Raw genomic sequence first — 20465 nt, forward strand, 5'->3', positions numbered from 1 at the left:
GTGTCAGAAGAAAGGAAGAAGATATATGGACGCAGAAACTACGCACCAGGAACCCGAAAAGTCTTCAGCCTTATGGTTGAATGAACTATCAAATCCGGAAATTCAAGAAGCATTGGCCACGCTCATTCGAAAGCTCCCCCAGATTACAGACGCTATGGAGAAGGCAGAACAGGGCATCGAAATGGTATCAGCCTTTGCCAGCGACGCGGAGTCTATTAATTACCTGGCCGGCCGTGTCTCCCCGCTCTCTAAAATGGCTCTTTCACAAGAAAATCTGGAGGCCCTTACCGTTATTATAGAGAAGCTGCCATCCATTGCTAAATCAGTGGCATTGCTTGAGCGTGTATCTTCACTCGTGGAACCTCTTGCAAACAGAGACATGCTTATCGCTGTTACAGAGACGGTTGAGCTGGTTACTTCCCCGGTGAAGGAACGCGTGCAGGATGGAGCATCAATCGTGAAGGAAGCGAAGGAGAGAGCCGAACGGAATCAATCTACCGTCTCTATATTCGGCCTGATGAAAATGCTGAAAGACCCGGCGGTACAAAAAGGAATTAAATTTGTTCAGGCGCTGCTCGATGTTTTATCCGAGAAAAAGGTCATTAAATAACGCGGGCTGTTGCCTGTAGGTAACCATGCGAAGAGTGTTCAGTAAGATTTCTCTTATTGGGTGCTCTTTTCTTTTACCGTATAAGCAAGGATGTCCACTTCAGCGAAAGGTGCTTCGAATACCACTGCTATTTCATTATAGCAAAACAAAGAGCAGCCGGTCTGGGCATAGCCCGGACAAGCTGCTCTTTTTTATGAGGTACAGGAGGGCTGCTTTACACTTGGGATTTCTGCTAACGGGCTGCCTTCTTTGTAATAGAGGGAATGGTTAAGCAAAATAAAAAAGATGTGCACATGGCTGTACCCGTATTCGCTTACCATTGCATGAAGCCTTGAAGCAAGCCGATCATGTGTTTCCTTTTCTCTCGGGAACATTAAAATTTCGAGGGAAGGGGGATGGTCGGTTATTTGTTCCACGGCAACGAGCTCGATTTTTACAATCTCCTTCGGAACGTTGGCAATATGGGAAAACTCAGCAACAAGGTCAGGGGCAATTTGCTGCAAGATTTTCTTCTCAAATCCTTTAAAGCGTAAAAAAGGCATGCTAATTTTCCTTTCTTGAACTATGTGTATCGACAATCAAAAACAAAGTTTAGCTCATTTTAATAGTTTATTCCTAAATAAAGTATACAACGATTCATGCCTTCGTATCAAAAAAATTGATGCACGCAAGAAAGCCGGCGGTATCATTACGGTATTGATTCCCACCGGCGTTTGCCTGCGCTTATGAATAGAATGGAAGTTATTTTGCGGGCCGGATAAGCTTAATCTATGCTGCAAATTTCCGGGGGGCAATCCTCGCAGTTGTTCATAATCTTTAGCTTTTCCAAATCGTGAATGACGATTTTTTTCCCCTCAACAGAAAGCAGGTTCTCGCTGCGCATCTCCTGCAGAATGCGGTTTACGCTTTCTCTTGTTACACCGCAGAAATTCGCCAGTTCTTTGTTGGAGAAAGGCACGTCAATCAGAATGCCATCCTTTGTTTGTTTTCCATAGCTGTTTGCCAGGCGAATTAAAATGGAATAAATCGCCCCTTTTTTCCCATTTAACACAAGGTCTCTAAACTTGGTTTGCGTTCTGCGAAAATGATCGCTCATCCACCTTATAAATTCCAGGGCCATCTCATTATTTTGCCCCAGCTTACTCTCAAACTCCTCCCGCCGGATTACGCCCACTTCCCCATCCTGTAAGCATTTGACGGTAAAAAAATAGGTTGGATTGTCTTTAAATAAAATGAGTTCCCCTACAATGTCATCTTTTTTACAAATTCTTAAGGTAAGTTCTTTCCCGTCCTTGTCAACTTTTGCGACCTGGAATTTTCCCGAACGAATTATGTACATAAAAGATGCTTCTTCTCCTTGCTTGAAGAGGTATGAGTCCCTTTTTACTTTTTTAGCTGTGACACTTTCGTTTAAAAGCGCCCACAGTGAACTAGAAAGGTTCTGCATAAGATAGAAGAAACACCCCGCTTTCACTTTATTTGTTTCAAGTATATTAAATACAGGGGCTGCACACAATTGCTTTTTCCATCCTGTGTGATGAATGTTACGGAACGATGGCAAAAGGATAAGTACAATAAAGATAAATCAATGATTTTGGGGAATTGAAATGTTTAATACAGAAGGCAGATGTGCAGCGATGGGGAATTTTGATGTGAGCAGTTATTGCGATGCGATCCAGATGCTGTTGAATGAGCATCCGCCGCTCGTTGCCCGCATTCATAAGCTGGCTGAGGGAGCGAAGTGGCTCGATGATGCAGCAGACGGGCAGTGGAATGAGGGAATTCAGGGACTATGTGAACAGGAAGCAAGCTTTAGAATAGATTTGGAGATTCATTCGGCAAAAGAAGAAGAGGGACTTTTCCCTGTATTGGGAAGACATATCGGAACACAGCAAGGCCCGATCGCCGTGATGGAATGGGAGCACAGTGAAGCAAAAAGATTGCTGTCGGCCTTCGAAGGGCAGATAAAGCATAGGGAGCAAGCTGGGGAGGCCGCGGCTTCACTTCTAGGTGCCTGTGAGACGCTGCTCTCTCATTTCGCAAAGGAAGAGAATGTTCTGTTCCCTATGGCACAAAAGATATTGAGTGAACAGGAAAAAGAGGCATTATGGGGTCTCCTGCAAAACAAGCAGCTTTAAGATGCTAATAGCTGGAGGGGATTAAATATCAAAAAAAGCAGCTCAACATTTGAGCTGCTTTTTACATAAGTGATATTATCGAATATTTCAACAAGTGAGTGGTTTATTTTACTTCAATCACGATACTGCCAAATGATTTATTGTCAACATAAGCATCCAATTTCCAAATGCCCTTTGAAGGTAAAATTAAATAACCGACAGCTTCGGAATAATAATGTGGCGGCTTTATAATATTTTCATTGGGTACACCAATGGCTCCTTCAAAAGCTGTAACAACTTTGCCAGTTTCTTTGCTGGTTCCTATCACCTTTACTGATTTGTTAAAAAGTTGTTCCGTTTTTTCTGGTGTTCCTCCCCAGATATGAACTAATTGTTTATTTTTTGCTCCTGCAATAACTGGACCATCAACGATAGCAAACTTGTTGTTAACCCCTTGCAAACCATATGGCACATCTTTCCCGTCAGGGCCAGGTTTAGGAATGGTAAAGACAGGACTTACCTTCCACTCATCTGCTTTGTTACTTGCAGTCACCGTTCCATTACTCTGCTTAGCTGGCGATGGTTCTGCCTGGGAGCACCCGCCTAGAAATAAACAAAACAAAAGAAAAAACATGAAGGGCTTCACATCGTCACCTATTTCCATTTATTTACAATTATAATTCGAAATAGACAATGTAAAAACCTGCCAAAAGTCCTGAGCTTCCTTTTTTCCTGGTTTATCCTCCGATTTGCGACATCATGCGGGTGGTTGGAATGCCGCTTTTCAGCAATTGTGCCATTTCATGCTGCTGCGGTTTGCGCCGGACGGCTTGATAAAACCTTTTTTTCATCTCATACGGGTCGTCAAGCACCGGGCGCAAATCCACTTCGTCCTGCCAGTACAGGCACGGTTTTAAGCGGCCGTCAGAAGTTAGGCGCAGCCGGTTGCAGGAATCGCAAAAATGGCTGCTGATCGGATGGATAAACCCGATACTGCCTTTTGCCCCCGCAAACGTAAACTGCTCGGCAGGCCCATTGTTTTTTACTTTCCCATACGGCTGCAGAGTACCGAACTTCTTCGCTTTTAAGCGGACAGTATCAAGGGATACATACTTGCTATCCCACAAATCGCCTGCATGGCCAATCGGCATGTATTCAATAAACCGAACATGGAGCGGGGCATCAATAGCAAGCTCAATTAAACGCTCAATATCAGCTTCATTAATATCTTTCATCAGAACGGTGTTTATTTTAATCGGAGCAAAGCCAACCGCAAGGGACGCTTCGAGCGAGTCAAGAACGTCTTTGAGTGTTCCGCCGCGCGTAATGTAACTGAAGGTTGCCGGATCAAGCGTGTCCAGGCTTATGTTAACCCGGTTCAATCCCGCCCTCTTGAGTTCAGAAGCGTACTTATGAAGATAAATTCCGTTCGTCGTTAATGCGATATCTTCGATCCCCGGAATACTGTGCAGCTTTTCGACGAGGACCGGCAGGTTTTTACGCAAAAGCGGCTCTCCGCCGGTCAAACGGATTTTACGGACGCCGAGTTCAGCCCCCACCTTTACGATTTGTTCGATTTCTTCATAAGATAGAATATTTTTCTCCGGCTGGCAGTGGTGCATACCATCGGGTACACAGTAGCGGCATTTAAGGTTGCATCTGTCCGTTACCGAGATGCGCAAATAATCATGGTGCCGGAAAAACGGGTCAACAAGCGTAGATTGTTCTTTCAATGCATGCACCTTCTCTATTATCAAATTACGGGTATCATACCAGAACACTCCTTGTCCGACTGTGAAATAAATCACTTCTCCGGCAGCTGCACGGCACTTTGTGAACGTAATGTGAAACCCCGAAAATGTGTGAAAAAGATCACTCCGGCACCTGAAAATTTCTTTTACTATAAAGCTAATCAAACGGCCGTACTTTTTAAATCAGCATAAGGGAAGTGGGAAGATGAACCCGGATAATCTTGAGAAATCATTTTATTCACGTGCAAGCATGTACAGTTTCTTCATTATTCTTATCGTATTCGTTACGATGTTCCTCGGAACAAACCAGTTTAAACATATCGATTTAGCTTTGTCCGGCTATATGGTGGCCGCCGGCGTTTGTTTCATCGGCCTTACCTTTCGCATTGTCGCTTTCTCGATGAGACCGGCGACAAAAGCGGTGGATAGAAGAAGCCGGAAAAACCTGAAGGATAAAAAACGCAAGAAGCGTTCCTTTAAAGCGATTGCCGTTACCCTGTTTGAAAACATTATCCTTCAGAAATTTATCTTTAAACGCGGAATTTACCGCGGCATTCAGCACTTTCTCGTCGCGTACGGCTGTATGGGCTCCTTTATTATCACATTTGGACTTGTGTTCGGCTGGTTCCACTTTACACTTGTGGATCCTCAGCACTATGCCATATCCGTTATGGGAATGAAAACCATTGTGATGGATGTGGAAGGCTTTCTCGCTTTCATGATTTACAACGGGCTGAACTGGACGGGGGGCATGTGCCTGATCGGATTGTGCATGATGTTCTACCGCAGAATCAAAGACCGGGATTTACATGTTACACAACGATTTGAATTCGATATTGTCCCGCTCATGATTCTCCTTGCGGTGACCGTTACCGGCCTTGCTCTCACAGCCAGCGCTGTCTTGTTTCACGGCACATTATACATGACGATATCGATGATTCACCAGCTGACCGTCGTAACCTTGCTCATTTACTTTCCGTTCGGCAAGCTGTTTCACTTTCCGATTCGGCCGCTGGCAACCGCGGTTCCGATGAATTATCAGGTAGGGGAGGATATACCATTGCACAATTGCAAAGGCTGCGGCAAAGAATACGCCGCCCAGGAACAAATCGAAGACGTTGTCAGCATTCTAAAAGAGAATGCCTTTGATTTACAGCTCGATGATGGAAGCTACTTAGCTGAATATTGCTGGGAATGCCGCCGCAAAATGCGCGCCATGCGCCAGATGAACTTACTAAATCCGCGAAGCAAAGACCCGTATGCTCCGCTCGATACGAACACAGGAATTTCAATGCCGGGCTTCAGTAAAAAGAAAGCGTAGGAGGAGAACGACATGGCACTTGATTATATGGCATCGAAAGCGAAAAATTTGCACCGTGAAGGAGAAAGCTTTATCCCGACCCACTGTTCTTATTGCGGTATGCAGTGTGGAATGAACATCCGCGTGGATGATAAATCAGGAAAAGTCGTAGGGATTGAACCGCGCTACGAGTGGCCGGTAAACCAGGGACGGCTTTGCCCAAAAGGGGTTACCGCATACCAGCAGGTAGAACATCCCGATCGCATTCTGCGTCCTCTCATTAAAAAGAACGGGAAATTCGTTGAGTCCTCCTGGAAAGAAGCGTACGACCTGATTGAACGCAAATTTAAAGAAATTCAGGCGAAGTACGGTAAAGATGCGCTCAGTGTATACGGCGGTGTGTCCATGACCAACGAAAAGTGTTACCTTGTTGGGAAATATGCACGGGTAGGCTTGCAAACGAAACACCTTGACTACAATGGACGCTATTGCATGTCTTCCGCGGCAGGCGGGTTCAACCTCTCCCTCGGAATGGACCGGGGTTCTACGTTTCCGTGGCCCGACCTTATGCATTCCGACTGCTTCTTCCTTGCAGGTTCCAATACGGCCGAATGCCACCCAACAAGCATTACCTGGTTCTGGCGCGGCCGGGATAAAGGAGCGAAACTAATCGTAGCCGACCCGCGTGAAACGCCGACAGCCCGCATTGCGGATGTTCACCTTGACCTTCGCCCGGGAACGGATTCGGCTTTAGCGAACGGGATTATGCACCTTCTTATCAAAGAAGGGTATGTCGATTATGAATATGTAGAACAGCGTGTCAACGGATTTGAAGAACTGAAGCAAGTGGCCGAACAGTTTACTCCGGAATATACATCGAAAATTACGGGAGTCGCCCCGGAGAAAATCATCAAAGCGGCTCACATCTACGGCCAGGCACAGAAATCGGTCGTCATGTTCTGCCGCGGCGTCGAACAGCAAAGAAAAGGGGTCGACAACGTTAGAACGTATACGAATCTGGCTCTCGTGCGTGGACAAATCGGCAAGTTTGCCAGCGGGGTTGCTACACTGACCGGCCAGGGCAATGGCCAGGGCGGACGGGAACACGGCCAGAAATCCGACCTGCTCCCTGGGTACCGTAAGCTCACCGATCCGGAAGCGGTGAAATACGTCTCCAAAGTATGGGGCATCGATCCGAGCGAAATGCCCGGGCCGGGCGTGTCCGCCTATGAAATGCTGGATTCCATCCACCACGGAACAGTAAGAGCCATGCATGTTGTGTGCAGCAATCCGGCCGTATCATCGCCAAACCTGCCAAATGTATGGAGTGCGCTGGAGAAGCTTGAATTCCTTGTCGTCAGCGACTTCTTCCTTTCTGAAACAGCGGAGTTCGCCGATGTGGTTCTGCCGGCGACAACATGGGCGGAAGATGAAGGAACGACAACGAACACAGAAGGACGCGTAATCAAAATTAACAAAATCCGTGAGCCCCTGGGCGAATCGAAACCCGACTGGCAGATTTTTAGTGAAATTGCTGATCGCATGGGACGCGGCCAGCACTTTCAGTACGAGAAATCAGAAGATATTTTCAATGAGCTCCGCCTCGCATCCAAGGGCGGCAAAGCCGACTACTATGGCATTACGTATGAAAAAATCGAGAAAAACGAGGGCGTATTCTGGCCTTGTCCGGACCTTGAGCATCCCGGTACACCGTATGTATACCAGGATTCCTTCCCGACGCCGGACGGAAAAGCCAACCTGCTTGCGGTAGAGTGGCAAGAACCAGGCGAAGTACAGAGCAAGGAATTCCCGGAAATTCTTACGACCGGCCGCGTTGTTTTCCATTATCTGTCCGGGAATCAGACCCGCCGTATTGACTTTCTTATGGAACAATGCCCGGAACCGTATGCCGAGATGCACCCGGAAATGGCAAGCAGATACAACGTACAGGACGGCGATATCGTTGAACTCGAAACGCGCCGCTCTAAGATGAAAGTAAAAGCACGGATAACGAAAGCCATCCGTAACGATACCGTATTTATTCCTTATCACTGGGGCAAGGAGCTTGCGGCTAACCAACTGACCAATGATTGCCTTGACCCGATTTCCCGCATGCCGGAATTTAAAGTGTGTGCCGTACGTCTGAGAAAATCCCAGGGAGTGTGAACGACCAATGAATAAAGTACTATACCTTGAATTTGAGCGCTGCATCGGATGCCGCTCCTGCCAGGCAGCATGCCGGGAATGCGGCGGCCATGACGCGAAAGAACGCAACTATGTGGAATACGTGGATTTTATGGAAAGCAGACAAACATTCCCGATGATGTGCATGCACTGTAAAGATCCGGCCTGTGCCCGTGTTTGTCCGGCCAACGCCATCCAGATTACGAAAGAAGGGGTTGTCCTCTCCGCAATGGAGGAGAAATGCATCGGATGCCGCAACTGCACCTTCGGCTGCCCGTTCGGAATTCCGAAATTCGACTTCGAGAAAAACATCATGTACAAATGCGACATGTGCTACGAACGCACAAGCCAGGACATCCCGCCGATGTGCGCATCGGTTTGCCCGTCAGAAGCCATTCGTTTTATCGATTTTGACGAGATGATGCAGCTGCGCAGAAAACGCACACAATCAAACCTCGTAGAAGGCAGAAAACCTGCCGAGCAGGATAAATGGAAATACGTACCCGAGACATTCGGCGTCTATACCGACTAACCATCTCAATTCGAAAGGAGGATAACGTCCCATGCCAAAACATGAAACCGGAAAAAACACTGAATCTGATTTGCTGCACCTCGTAGATAACGTAAACCGTAAGGAGGACACTGATTACAATCGGAGAAGTTCCTGAAATCAATGGTCCTTGCCGGCATTACAATGTCGGCAGCGACCCTTCCCTTCTCGGCAGGTACGCTCATGGGGAAAACCAAAGAAGCCATGCCAAGGGTAAAAATCATCGACCTGAAAGATCTGCCGAAAGGGGAATCGTTCGTCTTTAACTACCCGGATGATAGCCAGCCGGCTGTTCTCGTTCATATGAAAAACGGGCAGCTCAAGGCATATAACAACAAATGCACACACTTGCAATGCGGAGTGTTTTGGAGCTCGGAAGAGGAAAAGCTTGTCTGCCCATGCCACCACGGCTTCTTCTCCGTCGAGACAGGGCATCCGATCGCCGGACCACCGCAGCGGGAGTTGCCTCTTATCGAATTGGAAGTGAAAAGCGGTACAGTATACGCGGTAGGAAGGAAGGTGCGTCACGGTGCAGAACGTGCGTAAACCAAAGAAATCGTCGAATCCTTACTTTTATCTGCTTATTGCATTAACCTTTGTCCAAACGCTGCTTCTGCAGTATGTAGTTGAGTCTTATTTTGCCACACATGACGAGAAGATTCCTTATGTCTCCGCTGTTTCTATCATTGTCTCTATGTGTATGTTTGCTCTTTACAGGGCCTGGAAGAAAAAAGAGAGAGAATAAAATAAGTAACCAATGAAGAGAGAGTACCTCTCGAAAAGGAGAAATGTATGATGGATAAAAAAGGTCAAACCTCAGCGCTGCTTATGGCGACCCTTGCAATGGCTATTGCTTTCGCAGTATGGGCCTGCTTGTCACCCCTTGCTTCCCAGCTGCAGAAGATCCTTCACTTAACGGCGACGCAAAAAAGCGTGCTTGTTGCCACACCTGTGCTGCTCGGTTCTGTTATGCGCATTCCGCTTGGCATTATGACCGATAGATTGGGCGGCAAGAAGCTGTATACACTGCTTATGTTGTTTATGATTATCCCGCTTGTAGGGATCAGCTTTGCGAATAGCTATACATCCTACTTATTCTGGGCTTTCTTTATCGGGATGGCCGGCACAAGCTTTGCAATTGCTATCGCGTATGTATCCCGCTGGTACCCTGCAGAAAAACAGGGGACCGTACTTGGAATTACCGGAATGGGGAACTTCGGGACCGCCATTGCAGGCTTTACTGTTCCTTCCCTTGCTAAAGCGTATGGCATTCACAATGTGTTTCTGATTTTAGCTGCTGCGGTACTCGTTATGGCCATTGTTTTCTGGTTCAGTACGAAAGAGCTTCCTAAACCGGCACAAACAAAAACAATTAAGCAGGCGTTATCGGTTGTTAAATTTAAAAACACGTGGCTTCTATCCGCGTTTTACTTCCTGACATTTGGAAGCTTTGTGGCCTTCAGTATTTACCTGCCAACACTGCTGCAGGACTTGTTTAAAATTTCACCGGTCGATGCAGGTCTTCGGGCTGCGGGCTTCGTTGTTCTCGCTACGATTATGCGTCCGATTGGCGGATATCTTGCTGATAAAATCGGCGCTGGCCGCATTCTGACACTTGTGTTCGCTATGATGGCGCTCGCAGGAGTCCTCATCTCCTTTATGACAGACAATATCATCGCCTTCTCTACCGGCTGTCTGACGATTTCTTTCCTGGCCGGCCTTGGAAATGGAGCGGTATTTAAACTCGTTCCTACTTTATTCCCTGGCAACACAGGAGCTATCACAGGGTTCGTAGGGGCTGCAGGCGGCCTTGGCGGGTTCTTCCCTCCCATCATTATGGGAACGGTAAAAGATATGACAGGGTCTTACTTCATGGGATTTGGGTTTTTCGTAGGCTTTGCTGTGATTTGCTTCGTGCTTAACAAAAAATTCTTTGACTCAAAGAAGAATGTGCAGCTTGTGAATAAGCAGGCGGTGTAACGATACAGGAAGGAAAGCTCTCGGGCAAATGTGAGAGCTTTCCTTCTTGCTACAATATTAATGAGGAAAGGTGAAACCAATGCCACTCAACGTATACATTTTACAGCCGAATGCGGATTTTCATACGATTACAGCGTTCTTGCAGCAGGCAGGTTATAAGCAGAAAACACTGAATGATTATTCCTATTTCATTGATCATAGAGAATGCCATGCGCGTGTAGGTTTAGAAGGAACGATTACGTTTCAAATTAATGAGCACATTTCACTTCCCGCGCTTGAAAAGGTAAGGTGGACCATCATTGATACAAAAAATGAAGTCGGCGGTACGATTGCGGAAGGGAATTATCATATCGGCTACCTGGAAGATGGGACGAAAGCAAGCCTGTTCTCTAATTGGGAGGAGTGGCTTACCTTCCTGTATGGCGCCCGCTACAAGGCAATTGAAGGGAATTATGTCCGGGTTTATGATCCGCAATATAATCTGCTGGAGGACGGGATCCTTGAATCCTATCATACCGGAAATGACAGTGACGGAATTTCCCGCATCGTTTCCTGCTCTTTAAGAATAGAGGAACAAATAAGAGAGCTTGCAGCTGAACGTTTTTTTATTGTAGAAGCAACCGGGGAATTTGGAAACCAGCAGTAGTTAAGAAGGGATATGAAATAAGATGCCTGCGAGGAGTTATGATGAAAACCCCTTTATTGTCATTTGGGAGGTTACCCGCGCCTGTGCACTCAAATGCCTTCACTGCCGGGCGCAGGCGCAATACAGCCCTGACCCGCGTGAGTTAACCTTTGAAGAAGGAAAACGGCTTATCGATCAAATTTATGAAATGGATAACCCTCTCTTTGTTTTTACGGGCGGCGACCCGTTAATGCGGAAAGATTTATTCCAGCTTACTGAATATGCGGTAAAGAAAGGGCTTCGCGTTTCCATGACACCAAGCGCCACACCGCGCGTAACAAAAGAGGCAATCCGGCGGGCAAAAGAAGTCGGACTTTCACGCTGGGCTTTTAGTGTTGATGGGCCTACAGCCGAGGTGCACGATCGATTTCGTGGTACGGCAGGATCATTTGAATTGACCCGTAAAGCGCTGGGGTATTTAAATGAACTGGGGATCCCGATTCAGATTAACACTACTATCTCGCGGTATAATGTAAACCAGCTTGAGGAAATGGCGAAATGGGTTGAGGAATGGAATGCGGTGCTTTGGAGTGTGTTTTTTCTTGTTCCAACCGGGCGTGGGAAGACGGAAGATATGATCTCTCCTCGGCAGCATGAAGAAGTGTTTGCCTGGCTCTATCATAAAAGCAAAACGGTTCCTTTTGATATAAAATCTACAGCTGCCCAGCATTACCGCCGGGTTGTTCTGCAAAATAAGGCTGCAGACAAAAAAACGTCCATGATAAACTATGAGGCGACACTCAAAGACGGCACAATAAACCAAATTGGCGGGATGGGAAGAGCGCCCAAAGGCGTAAATGACGGTAACGGATTCGTATTTATCTCCCATACGGGCGACGTTTATCCGAGCGGGCTGCTGCCGATTCCATGTGGGAACATCAGAGAGACCGGACTCGCCGAAATTTACCGTCATTCTCCGGTTTTTCAGGCGCTGCGAAATCCTGATTTATACAAAGGCAAGTGCGGCGTGTGTGAATACAGATTTGTGTGCGGAGGCTCCCGGGCCCGTGCCTATGCGACCACAGGGGACTATATGGAAAGCGAGCCTTATTGTGTTTACGAGCCGAAGGCGAAATAAAAGGAAGATTTATGAAAAAATCAAGGCAGCTTCTCTTATACGATCAAGAGCAGTTGCTTTTTTTCATTTCATGGCAACCTTCAAAAGTAAGAAGGAGAAGGAAAATACGAAGCCGTGGTATAATATAGAAATATAAAACAAAGGAGGTTATTTATAATGCCAATGCGTTTAAAAAGCCCAATGCCTGAACTTAAAGGGGCAACCGAATGGTTTAATGCGGAGGGATTCGATCCGAAGGAGCTGGAGGGAAAGCCTACGCTTATCCATTTCTGGGCCGTATCTTGCCATATCTGCCACGAAGTAATGGATGAAGTTGTATCGTACGTCCATCAATACAAAGATAAAGGGTTACAAGTGGTGGCCGTTCACATGCCGAAGCAGGAAAGCGATATGGACATAGAAAAAGTAAAAAAAGACATCCAGGAGTACAAAATTGTTCAGCCGGTTGCTGTTGACAACGCTTATGCGCTCGCTGACGCTTTTGAAAATCAATTCTTTCCGGCGTTTTTCCTGTTCGACCAGGAAGGCAAATTGTTCTATCGTGCGGCCGGGGACAAAGGGTTTAAAAATGTAAAGCCGAAGATTGAACAATTGCTCGGAATACAGGAATAAACAAAAGCCAGGAAAAATAAAGGACTTTACCTCCTTGATAGAGATTAGACATACATAATCTGTATTGTTCAAGGAAAGGTAAAGTCCGTCTTATTATGTGTAGAAAGCGTTATGCAGCACGAATGAAGGGACGGGAAAACTATGGCACCCAATTTATATGTCAGGCATGCGGTAGGGAGCAGGCTGCTCCTCGATTGCCAGCGCGATGAATTGCCGTTTGAAATCATTCCGCAAGAGGGAAAATGGCGAATCGTCATTGGAAATGTGCATAGAGATACATACGAATTGTTAGATTCTAATGGCAAAGAGCTAAATTTATTCGTAGTGAATAATAGAGAGAAATCAACGGAGAAGGACTGGTATTATGCCAGCGATTATCCTGAACTCTCATATAGCGATGAGGATAAAACCGTAACGATCGTGGTTGATTCTAAAATGGGTTACGAAGGATGAGATTTTTAAGCAAGTATCGAAAAAAATACTGGAAAAGTTTTTGTATTGCTGTCATTTTCTTAATATTTGAGGCCATTTGCGACCTTATGCAGCCTACCATCATGTCTAAAATCATCGATGTGGGCATCGCGGGCAAGCAGACGGATTATGTCATCCGCATGGGAGGCCTTATGCTGCTCATTACGGGGCTGGGGGCTGTATCGGCTTCCATCCGCAATATTATCTCAAGCAATGTATCCCAGCGGTTCGGAACTGAACTTAGAGCAGACTTATTCAGGAAAATTCAAACCCTCTCATTTGAGAATATTGATGCATTTGATAGAGCTTCTCTCGTCACCCGGCTAACCAATGATGTTACCCAGGTGCAAATATTTGTGAACGGGCTTATGAGAATTTTTCTGAAGGCTCCTTTTTTTATGTATAGGAAGCCTTATTATGGCCACACGCCTGAATCCCCACCTGGCCGTCGTCCTGGCCATCGTTGTTCCCATTGTTGGGATATTAATCGTCATTAACATGAGAGTCGGGTTCCCTTATTTTATTAAAGTGCAGAAGGCGCTTGATCGCGTGAATGGGGTAATAAGGGAGTATTTGACCGGGGTAAGGGTCGTAAAGGCATTTAACCGGTTTGATTATGAAATGAATAAATTTAATAGCGCAAACAAAGAATTTCAAGACAAGTCCGTTACAGCTATGCGGGTGATGGCCGTATTCAGCCCGGGAATTATGCTGACTGTAAACTTTGGTATTGTTGCGGTGCTCTGGCTCGGAGGACTGGGCGTCAGCAGCGGACAAATGCAGGTGGGGCATATTATTGCCTTTATTAACTATATGACGCAGATTCTCTTCTCGTTGATGATTATTTCGATCGTTTTCAATATGTTTGTAAGGGCAAGAGCTTCAGCAGAGCGGATTGGCGAGGTATTTTCACAGGAAAACAGCATGGAATGGAAAGAGCACATAGAAGAGAATACAGCCGCAGCGGGCCGGATCGATTTTGAAAACGTCTCTTTCTCCTATAAAGGAACATTAGAACAACCCGTTCTTAAAAATATAACGTTCACCTGTCTGCAGGGTGAAACGGTTGGAATTATCGGCTCTACAGGCTCCGGAAAAAGCAGTCTCGTAAGCTTAATTCCCCGTTTCTATGATGCAACTTCAGGTTCAGTTAAAGTCGGCGGGGCGGATGTCAGGCAGATTAACCCGAAGAGATTACGGGAAAAAATAGCGGTGGTTCCTCAGAAAATGATGCTGTTTACCGGTACTATTGTTGAAAATATAAGGTGGGGTAAGGAAGACGCCGGGTTCGAAGATATCGAACAAGCGGCAAAGATCGCACAGGCGCATGAGTTTATCTTATCATCCCCGGAAGGCTATCAAACAACAATCGGGCAGGCGGGGGTTAATTTTTCCGGCGGGCAAAAACAGCGGATGTCCATTGCGAGGGCGGTCGTTAGAAACCCGGAGATTCTTATCCTGGATGACTGCACAAGTGCGGTCGACGTCGCGACTGAGGCAAAGATCAAACAGTCTATAAAGAAATATGCAAACAAGCTTACCTGTCTTATCATCGCCCAGCGAATTACATCCGTCATAGATGCAGATAAAATCATTGTTCTAGATAATGGAGAAATCGCCGGGATAGGAACACATGAGGAGCTTATGGAATCCTGTGAGATATACCGGGAGATATTCCAGTCGCAGCTAGGGAAGGAGGTGCAGTAAATGCCTGAGCAGAAAAAACACACAAGGCCGGGCAAAGAACAATACGGCAATCCGGCAGGAAACAATCCAGCTAGATTTGGCGGCGGTTTTGGCCGCCACCGCGGAAGAGGGCCTGTCATCAAACCCAAAAACTTCCAGAAAACTCTTAAAAGACTGTGGTTTTATTTCGGCAAGGAAAGAAAACGGTTGACGGTTATCTTTCTTTTTATTTTAGTTGACTCCATCCTCACATTATTAGGTCCCTACTTCATCGGTGTATGCATTGATGCTATGTCTGCCTCCAAAGGAGGAGTGAACTTCGGGGTGCTGAAAATGCTCCTGCTGGCACTTGCTGCCGTGTATGTCTTTGATGCCTTTCTCACTTTCCTGCAGGGGTGGCTTATGGCAGGCGTGTCCCAGCGAATCGTTATGAATCTGAGAGGCGCACTGTTTGAAAAACTGCAAAAACTGCCTGTGGCTTTCTTTGATGCCCGCCCTCACGGTGAAATAATGAGCAGGCTGTCTAACGACATCGATAATGTAAGCAGCACAATTTCACAATCGACGACCCAGCTAATGACTGGCTCTATTGCGATCGCTGGTTCGCTTGCTATGATGCTGTTCTTAAGCCCGGCGCTTACTGCCGCCAGTCTGCTTGCTGTCCCTGTCATGTTTCTGCTAACCCGCACCATTGCGAAGAAAACGAGCGTATTGTTCAAAGACCAGCAGGTGCAGCTTGGAAAGCTGAATGGCCATATCGAGGAAACGATTACGGGAATCCAGGTAGTCAAAGCATTTAATCATGAGGAGAAGGCCATTGCAGAGTTTGACACGGTAAACACCAGGCTGTATGAGGCGGGGTTAAAGGCTCAAATCTGGTCCGGGTTTCTCATGCCCCTTATGAATGTCATTAATAATGCAGCATTTGCTATTATCGCGATTGCAGGTGGCCTGCTGGCGGTAAAAAACCTGGTTACTGTCGGTGTCATTGCTAGTTTTTTAAGCTATTCGCGGCAATTTGTCAGGCCGTTAAATGATTTGGCTAATATATTTAACACGCTGCAGTCCGGTGTAGCGGGGGCAGAGAGGGTATTTGAGGTTCTTGACGAACCGGAGGAACCGAAAGATTCGCCGGATGCAATCGTGTTGAAAAATCCAACAGGGCATGTCGTATTTGAAAACGTCTGTTTTGGCTATAGAGCGGATGTGCCGGTAGTGGAGGGAGTGAGCTTCGCATCAGATCCGGGAAGCAGCACTGCACTCGTAGGCCCGACAGGCGCGGGGAAAACAACGATTGTAAACTTGCTTACACGATTTTATGATGTAACGGGCGGAAGAATTTTAATTGATGGCAGGGACATAAGGGAGTATACAAGAGACAGCTTAAGAAGAAGCTTCGGGATTGTACTGCAGGACACCTATTTATTCTCGGGTACGATTAAAGAAAATATAAAATACGGCAAGCCGGATGCAACCGATGTGGAAGTGGAAGCGGCGGCAACCATGGCGAACGCAGATGTTTTTATTAAGCGTCTTCCGTATCAGTATGATACGCAACTCTCAGAGAACGGCGGGAATTTAAGCCAGGGGCAGCGTCAGCTTCTGGCGATTGCAAGAGTGCTCCTGGCGAAGCCTTCCATCCTCATTCTGGATGAGGCTACGAGCAGCATAGACACGCGGACAGAGCTTCATATACAGGAAGCGCTACTAAACATTATGAAGGGACGAACGAGCTTTATTATCGCCCATAGGCTAAATACAATTCGCGATGCCGATACATTATATGAGGTGCAAATGTGTTCAAAAGCGCGTTCATTAGGCTGGTCATCTAATGTTAGAAGGATATCGAAAGAAGAAATACATTTACTATATGATTCCAGCCATCAAACATAAGCATTTTTCCTTTTTGCTCTCTAACTAAATAGGGAGGGCAGTTAGTCTTTTTTCTAAGCTATTTGTTCTTATTACCCTCTTGCTTTTTTGGTTGAAAGAAACTAAAGATTTCAATTCAAACGATGAATTTTTACAACCGAAATATATCCCGGAAACCCTGTTGATTTTAAGACAAAAACAAGCCGATGCAATCACGCTTGAAAAGTTTATATATGAAGTTACTATGGTAGGTTGCCACCAATATTTAGATGGTGTAATGTACTCCGAAAAAGACTGAGCATCCTACATCTGTTACACAGATAAAGGATGAATAAGCTTGTAATGTTAATTAAAAAAGGCCTTTTTCGCAAAGATGGTTGTTATTAACTTATATTGTCTTAAAACACGTAATGAACCGTATGGAGAAAAATTATTTCAAATGAGAACGGATGGTACACAAGGTGAAATTGTAGGTTAGTGACTGGATTTAAATTTGTTATTTAAATATCACTAATGAGAGAGGGAAAGGTAGTGTCAATAATTTTGGTTATAGAACAAGAGCTATCCAAAGAGACAGCTCTTGTTCCCCGTTAGCCACCCATGCCTCGATTTGAAGCACCACAGATGATGCAAGAAAATTTCATTCTTACATGGGAGCTTAATCAACCCTCGGTTTATCCCGCTCTTCTGCAGATATGATTTACATCGGGGCGGTTTGTTTTTATTTGCAGATGATTTTATCTTCTTGTGTTTTCTTATATTGTTTATTTGCTTTAAATGCGAAATACAAATATATGATTATCGCAGCCGGGAAGATTAACCATAAGAAGCCTCTAAACAGGGCGAATGGCGTTTCGAAGAGAAAAGCCTCCAGAAAGCCGCTCCGTTTAAATGCCATAGTCCTGGAGTATAATATAGTGATTTTGGATCAAACAATACTCCCGGATCGATCGTGTCAGTAGAAATAAGTGTCGCCAGTATAGGGATGCAGGAAAAAACTAACGTAGCCCACATGTCCGACAGCCGCTTATACCGGCCAGCTTTGGAATCAACATCCGAAAAGATCTCTTCACTTCCCTGTTTGCTTGCTTTCTTAAAATATTGATATCCCGAGCTTTTTGTTCCCGCGATATGTTCCCAGCCGCTGTCCTCAAATAAAGCACAATAATCCTCGAAATCTTCCTGCTTTTTAAAGGTGCGGTAATCCATTTTTATAATTACATTCTCTGGCTTTTCAGGTTCGAATTTATAGCCGAATATCGTCTTTTTTGTGAATCGGTAACCCTGTTTTGCCATGTCATTCAGCCAGTTTTCTTCTTCGTCGAAGTTAGTAAAGAATTTGTATTTCTTCATTCATAGCTCCTCCATTCTCATTTCAATCGATCTGCCGTCACGTTAATCATGTGCTTCATTCGCTCAAGGTCAAGGCGTAGAATATCCAATCCTTTGTTGGTAATGGCATACACCTTGCGGCGGCTGTCCTCGCTGGCCACAGGCTGAATGAACTTCAGTTTTACTAGATTCTCAATCGCACCATACAGGGTACCAGCGGCCATTCGAACTTGCCCGCCGCTGAGCTCCTCTACCTTCTGCATTATTAGATAACCGTGCGCTGGCTCAACCAAGGCCAACAGAATATAATAAACGGTTTCGGTCAACGGCAAGTGTTTATCTCTTTCCATGCTTACCCTCCTGGTTAAAAACTTTATATCGTTTAACTTTATATCGTCAAGCTATATAGTTATACTATATACAGTTATACTTTATATTGCAACATAAAAAAACGGCAATCGAATCCAATAGGCTGGCTGCTGTTCCTAAAGTTTGTTGAGCTCGTTAGCCACCTATGCCTCGGTTTGAGGTACCACAGATGATGTAAGAACGAAGTTTTCTTACATCATCTGTGGTGCTGCGCCCTGCGGCATGAGTGGCTAACGGGAATCTTTAGTGAAACAAGAGGCTGCTTTGGTGGTCTTCTTTTATTACGTTAACGGAGTTTAACGAAATAATCTTCCGTTGCTATATTGATAATACATTCGAAGTTAAGGAATGAGAATGCGCTTGTTTTTTTGCTTTTCGAAGTTTCGTGTTCGTCCCAAGATAAGCTAATGTATATTTCTTCTATTAGTGAACATGTTATAAGTAATTGATTTTCAAAGGTGGTAACTAACTTGGGCGAAAACATATTGAGGGAAAGGGAGTTAATTACAGAATTAGTTCGAATTAATATTGAAAGGTTCTTTAATTTTGCTTTTTTAAGCTCTCAATGGTGGTTGCTTTTGGCGTTTTTAATCGTTCCCTGGCTTATTTGGGCGAAGGTTGTTGACAAGCGACGAAAACTCGAAATTCTTGTTGTTGGACTATTCATCGCGATTATAACTAAACTTTTAGATTTGGTCGGTTATAATTTAAATTTTTGGGACTATCCAATTGAATTAATACCGCTTGTGCCTGAGGCTTTTGCTTTTGATTTGTCTATGATTCCTGTTGCGTATATGTTGTTATATCAGTACCTTAGGACTTGGAAGTCATATTGCATTGGTTTAGTTTGCATGAGCGTGGTTTATGCTTTTATCGGAGAGCCTTTTTGCAATTGGATTATGGTTGTTGCTTATATTAAATGGAGATATATTTACTCGTTCGTTTATTACATCATAGTAGGGATTACCGTGAGAGCCATTGTAGAAAACCTTAAAGGAAAGACGATCCCTTATTCAACTACACATTCCTGTAGAGGCTAAGAAATAGTCTTTACCAAAAAAGGAGCGCCTCGGTATGATGGGGGTGTGCACAGGGTCAAAGCCCTAAAAACCCATCAAGGAGGCGCTCTTATTATGAAGTTTAAACAATCTCAGGGTCAAAATCAACGGATAGAAAGAATTATCCCTTCCCATCTTGTTATTGGAATTGATATGGCGAAAGAAAAACATGTCGCGCAAGCGACAAACTTTCGGGGGATTGTACTTACCCCTCGACATCTTACTTTTACCGATGAACAGAAAGGATTCAAGAAATTAGAACGATGGTTTGACGGACTACAGAAAAACACCGCTTGAACCGGATCATTATTGGCATGGAGCCGACTAGGCATTACTGGTTTAACCTGGCAAACTGGCTTCTCGACAAGGGAATCAACGTCGTATTGGTCATAATCAACTCACAGAAAGGAATAAGAGCCGTTTATTCAAGGGAAAGAGTGGGGAAACAAATGAATACAGCTAATGCATGGGCTATGGTAATTGTTTGCTGGGTAGCTGCTTATGCTTTTATAAGGGCAGGCATTCGTTTTACAGAATACAAACATAAGGAAAACGAGGTATACAGGTGCTGGACTTGGGATGGGTGATAATGTCATTTTTTATTTTATAACAGGACTCTTTTTTGAAATGATTGCCTTCCTTCTAAAAATCATGCCATGGAAAATGATAAAAGCGTTGTTAATCACTATTGGAATTGGATTTGGTGCTTTGGGGTGTATTGTCATCTTACATATGTAATTCAGGTGATAAAATTATGAACCTGTTCAATTTGTTACTAAGTCAACTGGTTTAATATATTGATGTTATTAA

The 20465-nt window shown here is 45.1% G+C and carries 22 protein-coding genes and 2 pseudogenes; 18 read left to right on the top strand and 6 right to left on the bottom strand.

All coding sequences use genetic code 11. The annotated features are described in order from the left end of the window. The first annotated feature begins 25 nt into the window (after nt 1–25). Complete coding sequence (locus MBEAL2_RS04795; RefSeq protein ID WP_052947475.1) at nt 26–610, top strand: DUF1641 domain-containing protein; 585 nt, start codon at nt 26–28, stop codon at nt 608–610. Nucleotides 611–801: 191 nt separating this feature from the next. On the opposite strand, the gene MBEAL2_RS04800 is transcribed toward MBEAL2_RS04795, so the two are convergent. Both MBEAL2_RS04800 and MBEAL2_RS04805 read right to left on the bottom strand, forming a co-directional pair. Beyond that, nucleotides 802–1152 carry a DUF1904 family protein gene (locus tag MBEAL2_RS04800; RefSeq protein ID WP_047151154.1) on the bottom strand — a complete coding sequence of 117 codons (351 nt, stop codon included), beginning with the start codon at nt 1150–1152 and terminating at the stop codon, nt 802–804. Between the two features lie 221 nt (nt 1153–1373). Continuing rightward, nucleotides 1374–2057, bottom strand: coding sequence for a Crp/Fnr family transcriptional regulator (locus MBEAL2_RS04805; protein ID WP_047151228.1), 684 nt, complete (start codon nt 2055–2057; stop codon nt 1374–1376). 160 nt (nt 2058–2217) lie between these two features. Here MBEAL2_RS04805 and MBEAL2_RS04810 point away from each other — a divergent pair, with 160 nt between their 5' ends. Next, nucleotides 2218–2748, top strand: coding sequence for a hemerythrin domain-containing protein (locus MBEAL2_RS04810; RefSeq protein ID WP_052947476.1), 531 nt, complete (start codon nt 2218–2220; stop codon nt 2746–2748). Between the two features lie 103 nt (nt 2749–2851). Here MBEAL2_RS04810 and MBEAL2_RS28895 read toward each other — a convergent pair whose 3' ends face one another. Continuing rightward, the gene (locus MBEAL2_RS28895) at nt 2852–3280 is read right to left on the bottom strand and encodes a DUF4871 domain-containing protein (protein ID WP_152667696.1); all 429 of its coding nucleotides are present in this window, start codon (nt 3278–3280) and stop codon (nt 2852–2854) included. 184 nt (nt 3281–3464) lie between these two features. Further along, nucleotides 3465–4460 (bottom strand): GTP 3',8-cyclase MoaA, encoded by a 996-nt coding sequence (moaA, locus tag MBEAL2_RS04820; RefSeq protein WP_047151155.1) that lies wholly within the window; start codon nt 4458–4460, stop codon nt 3465–3467. 223 nt (nt 4461–4683) lie between these two features. Between moaA and MBEAL2_RS04825 the strand changes: the two genes are divergently transcribed. From MBEAL2_RS04825 to MBEAL2_RS04880, 12 genes and pseudogenes are all read left to right on the top strand, one after another. Continuing rightward, entirely contained in the window at nt 4684–5799 is a 1116-nt protein-coding gene (locus MBEAL2_RS04825; RefSeq protein ID WP_047151156.1) for an MFS transporter, read from the top strand. Nucleotides 5800–5811: 12 nt separating this feature from the next. After that, a complete protein-coding gene (fdhF, locus tag MBEAL2_RS04830; protein ID WP_047151157.1) occupies nt 5812–7944 on the top strand; it encodes a formate dehydrogenase subunit alpha in 2133 nt (710 codons plus the stop codon). A 7-nt stretch (nt 7945–7951) separates the two neighbouring features. After that, on the top strand, nt 7952–8494 hold the full coding sequence (locus MBEAL2_RS04835; protein ID WP_047151158.1) for a 4Fe-4S dicluster domain-containing protein: 543 nt from the start codon (nt 7952–7954) through the stop codon (nt 8492–8494). Nucleotides 8495–8635: 141 nt separating this feature from the next. Then, nucleotides 8636–9058, top strand: coding sequence for a Rieske 2Fe-2S domain-containing protein (locus MBEAL2_RS04840; RefSeq protein WP_236692677.1), 423 nt, complete (start codon nt 8636–8638; stop codon nt 9056–9058). Next, nucleotides 9042–9257, top strand: coding sequence for a hypothetical protein (locus MBEAL2_RS04845; protein ID WP_047151159.1), 216 nt, complete (start codon nt 9042–9044; stop codon nt 9255–9257). The genes MBEAL2_RS04840 and MBEAL2_RS04845 overlap by 17 nt, the downstream gene beginning before the upstream one ends. A 50-nt stretch (nt 9258–9307) precedes the next feature. Beyond that, nucleotides 9308–10492, top strand: coding sequence for an MFS transporter (locus MBEAL2_RS04850; RefSeq protein WP_047151160.1), 1185 nt, complete (start codon nt 9308–9310; stop codon nt 10490–10492). Nucleotides 10493–10571: 79 nt separating this feature from the next. After that, the gene (locus tag MBEAL2_RS04855; protein ID WP_047151161.1) at nt 10572–11138 is read left to right on the top strand and encodes a hypothetical protein; all 567 of its coding nucleotides are present in this window, start codon (nt 10572–10574) and stop codon (nt 11136–11138) included. 22 nt (nt 11139–11160) lie between these two features. Continuing rightward, nucleotides 11161–12255 carry a TIGR04053 family radical SAM/SPASM domain-containing protein gene (locus MBEAL2_RS04860; RefSeq protein WP_047151162.1) on the top strand — a complete coding sequence of 365 codons (1095 nt, stop codon included), beginning with the start codon at nt 11161–11163 and terminating at the stop codon, nt 12253–12255. 156 nt (nt 12256–12411) lie between these two features. Then, complete coding sequence (locus tag MBEAL2_RS04865) at nt 12412–12867, top strand: redoxin family protein (RefSeq protein WP_152667697.1); 456 nt, start codon at nt 12412–12414, stop codon at nt 12865–12867. A 141-nt stretch (nt 12868–13008) separates the two neighbouring features. Then, nucleotides 13009–13320: a hypothetical protein gene (locus MBEAL2_RS04870; protein ID WP_047151163.1), complete on the top strand. Its 312-nt coding sequence runs from the start codon at nt 13009–13011 to the stop codon at nt 13318–13320. After that, nucleotides 13317–15045: pseudogene (locus tag MBEAL2_RS04875) on the top strand (ABC transporter ATP-binding protein). Before MBEAL2_RS04870 ends, MBEAL2_RS04875 begins: the two are co-directional and overlap by 4 nt. Beyond that, nucleotides 15046–16917: an ABC transporter ATP-binding protein gene (locus tag MBEAL2_RS04880; protein WP_047151164.1), complete on the top strand. Its 1872-nt coding sequence runs from the start codon at nt 15046–15048 to the stop codon at nt 16915–16917. 700 nt (nt 16918–17617) lie between these two features. Here the strand turns inward: MBEAL2_RS04880 and MBEAL2_RS04885 are convergent. After that, a pseudogene (locus tag MBEAL2_RS04885) lies at nt 17618–18249 on the bottom strand (DUF2812 domain-containing protein). A 17-nt stretch (nt 18250–18266) separates the two neighbouring features. Further along, the gene (locus MBEAL2_RS04890; protein WP_047151165.1) at nt 18267–18578 is read right to left on the bottom strand and encodes a PadR family transcriptional regulator; all 312 of its coding nucleotides are present in this window, start codon (nt 18576–18578) and stop codon (nt 18267–18269) included. 489 nt (nt 18579–19067) lie between these two features. Between MBEAL2_RS04890 and MBEAL2_RS04895 the strand changes: the two genes are divergently transcribed. The 4 genes from MBEAL2_RS04895 to MBEAL2_RS31625 all read left to right on the top strand — a co-directional run bounded on the left by MBEAL2_RS04895 (nt 19068) and on the right by MBEAL2_RS31625 (nt 20393). Further along, a complete protein-coding gene (locus MBEAL2_RS04895; protein WP_152667698.1) occupies nt 19068–19637 on the top strand; it encodes a CBO0543 family protein in 570 nt (189 codons plus the stop codon). A gap of 93 nt (nt 19638–19730) precedes the next feature. Beyond that, complete coding sequence (locus MBEAL2_RS04900) at nt 19731–19952, top strand: hypothetical protein (RefSeq protein ID WP_047151167.1); 222 nt, start codon at nt 19731–19733, stop codon at nt 19950–19952. After that, on the top strand, nt 19949–20242 hold the full coding sequence (locus tag MBEAL2_RS32650; protein WP_047151168.1) for a hypothetical protein: 294 nt from the start codon (nt 19949–19951) through the stop codon (nt 20240–20242). Before MBEAL2_RS04900 ends, MBEAL2_RS32650 begins: the two co-directional genes overlap by 4 nt. Further along, nucleotides 20235–20393: a hypothetical protein gene (locus MBEAL2_RS31625; RefSeq protein ID WP_161798170.1), complete on the top strand. Its 159-nt coding sequence runs from the start codon at nt 20235–20237 to the stop codon at nt 20391–20393. The genes MBEAL2_RS32650 and MBEAL2_RS31625 overlap by 8 nt, the downstream gene beginning before the upstream one ends. Nucleotides 20394–20465 lie beyond the last annotated feature (72 nt).

This window comes from Aneurinibacillus tyrosinisolvens (assembly GCF_001015055.1).
Taxonomy (GTDB): Bacteria; Bacillota; Bacilli; order Aneurinibacillales; family Aneurinibacillaceae; genus Aneurinibacillus_A; species Aneurinibacillus_A tyrosinisolvens.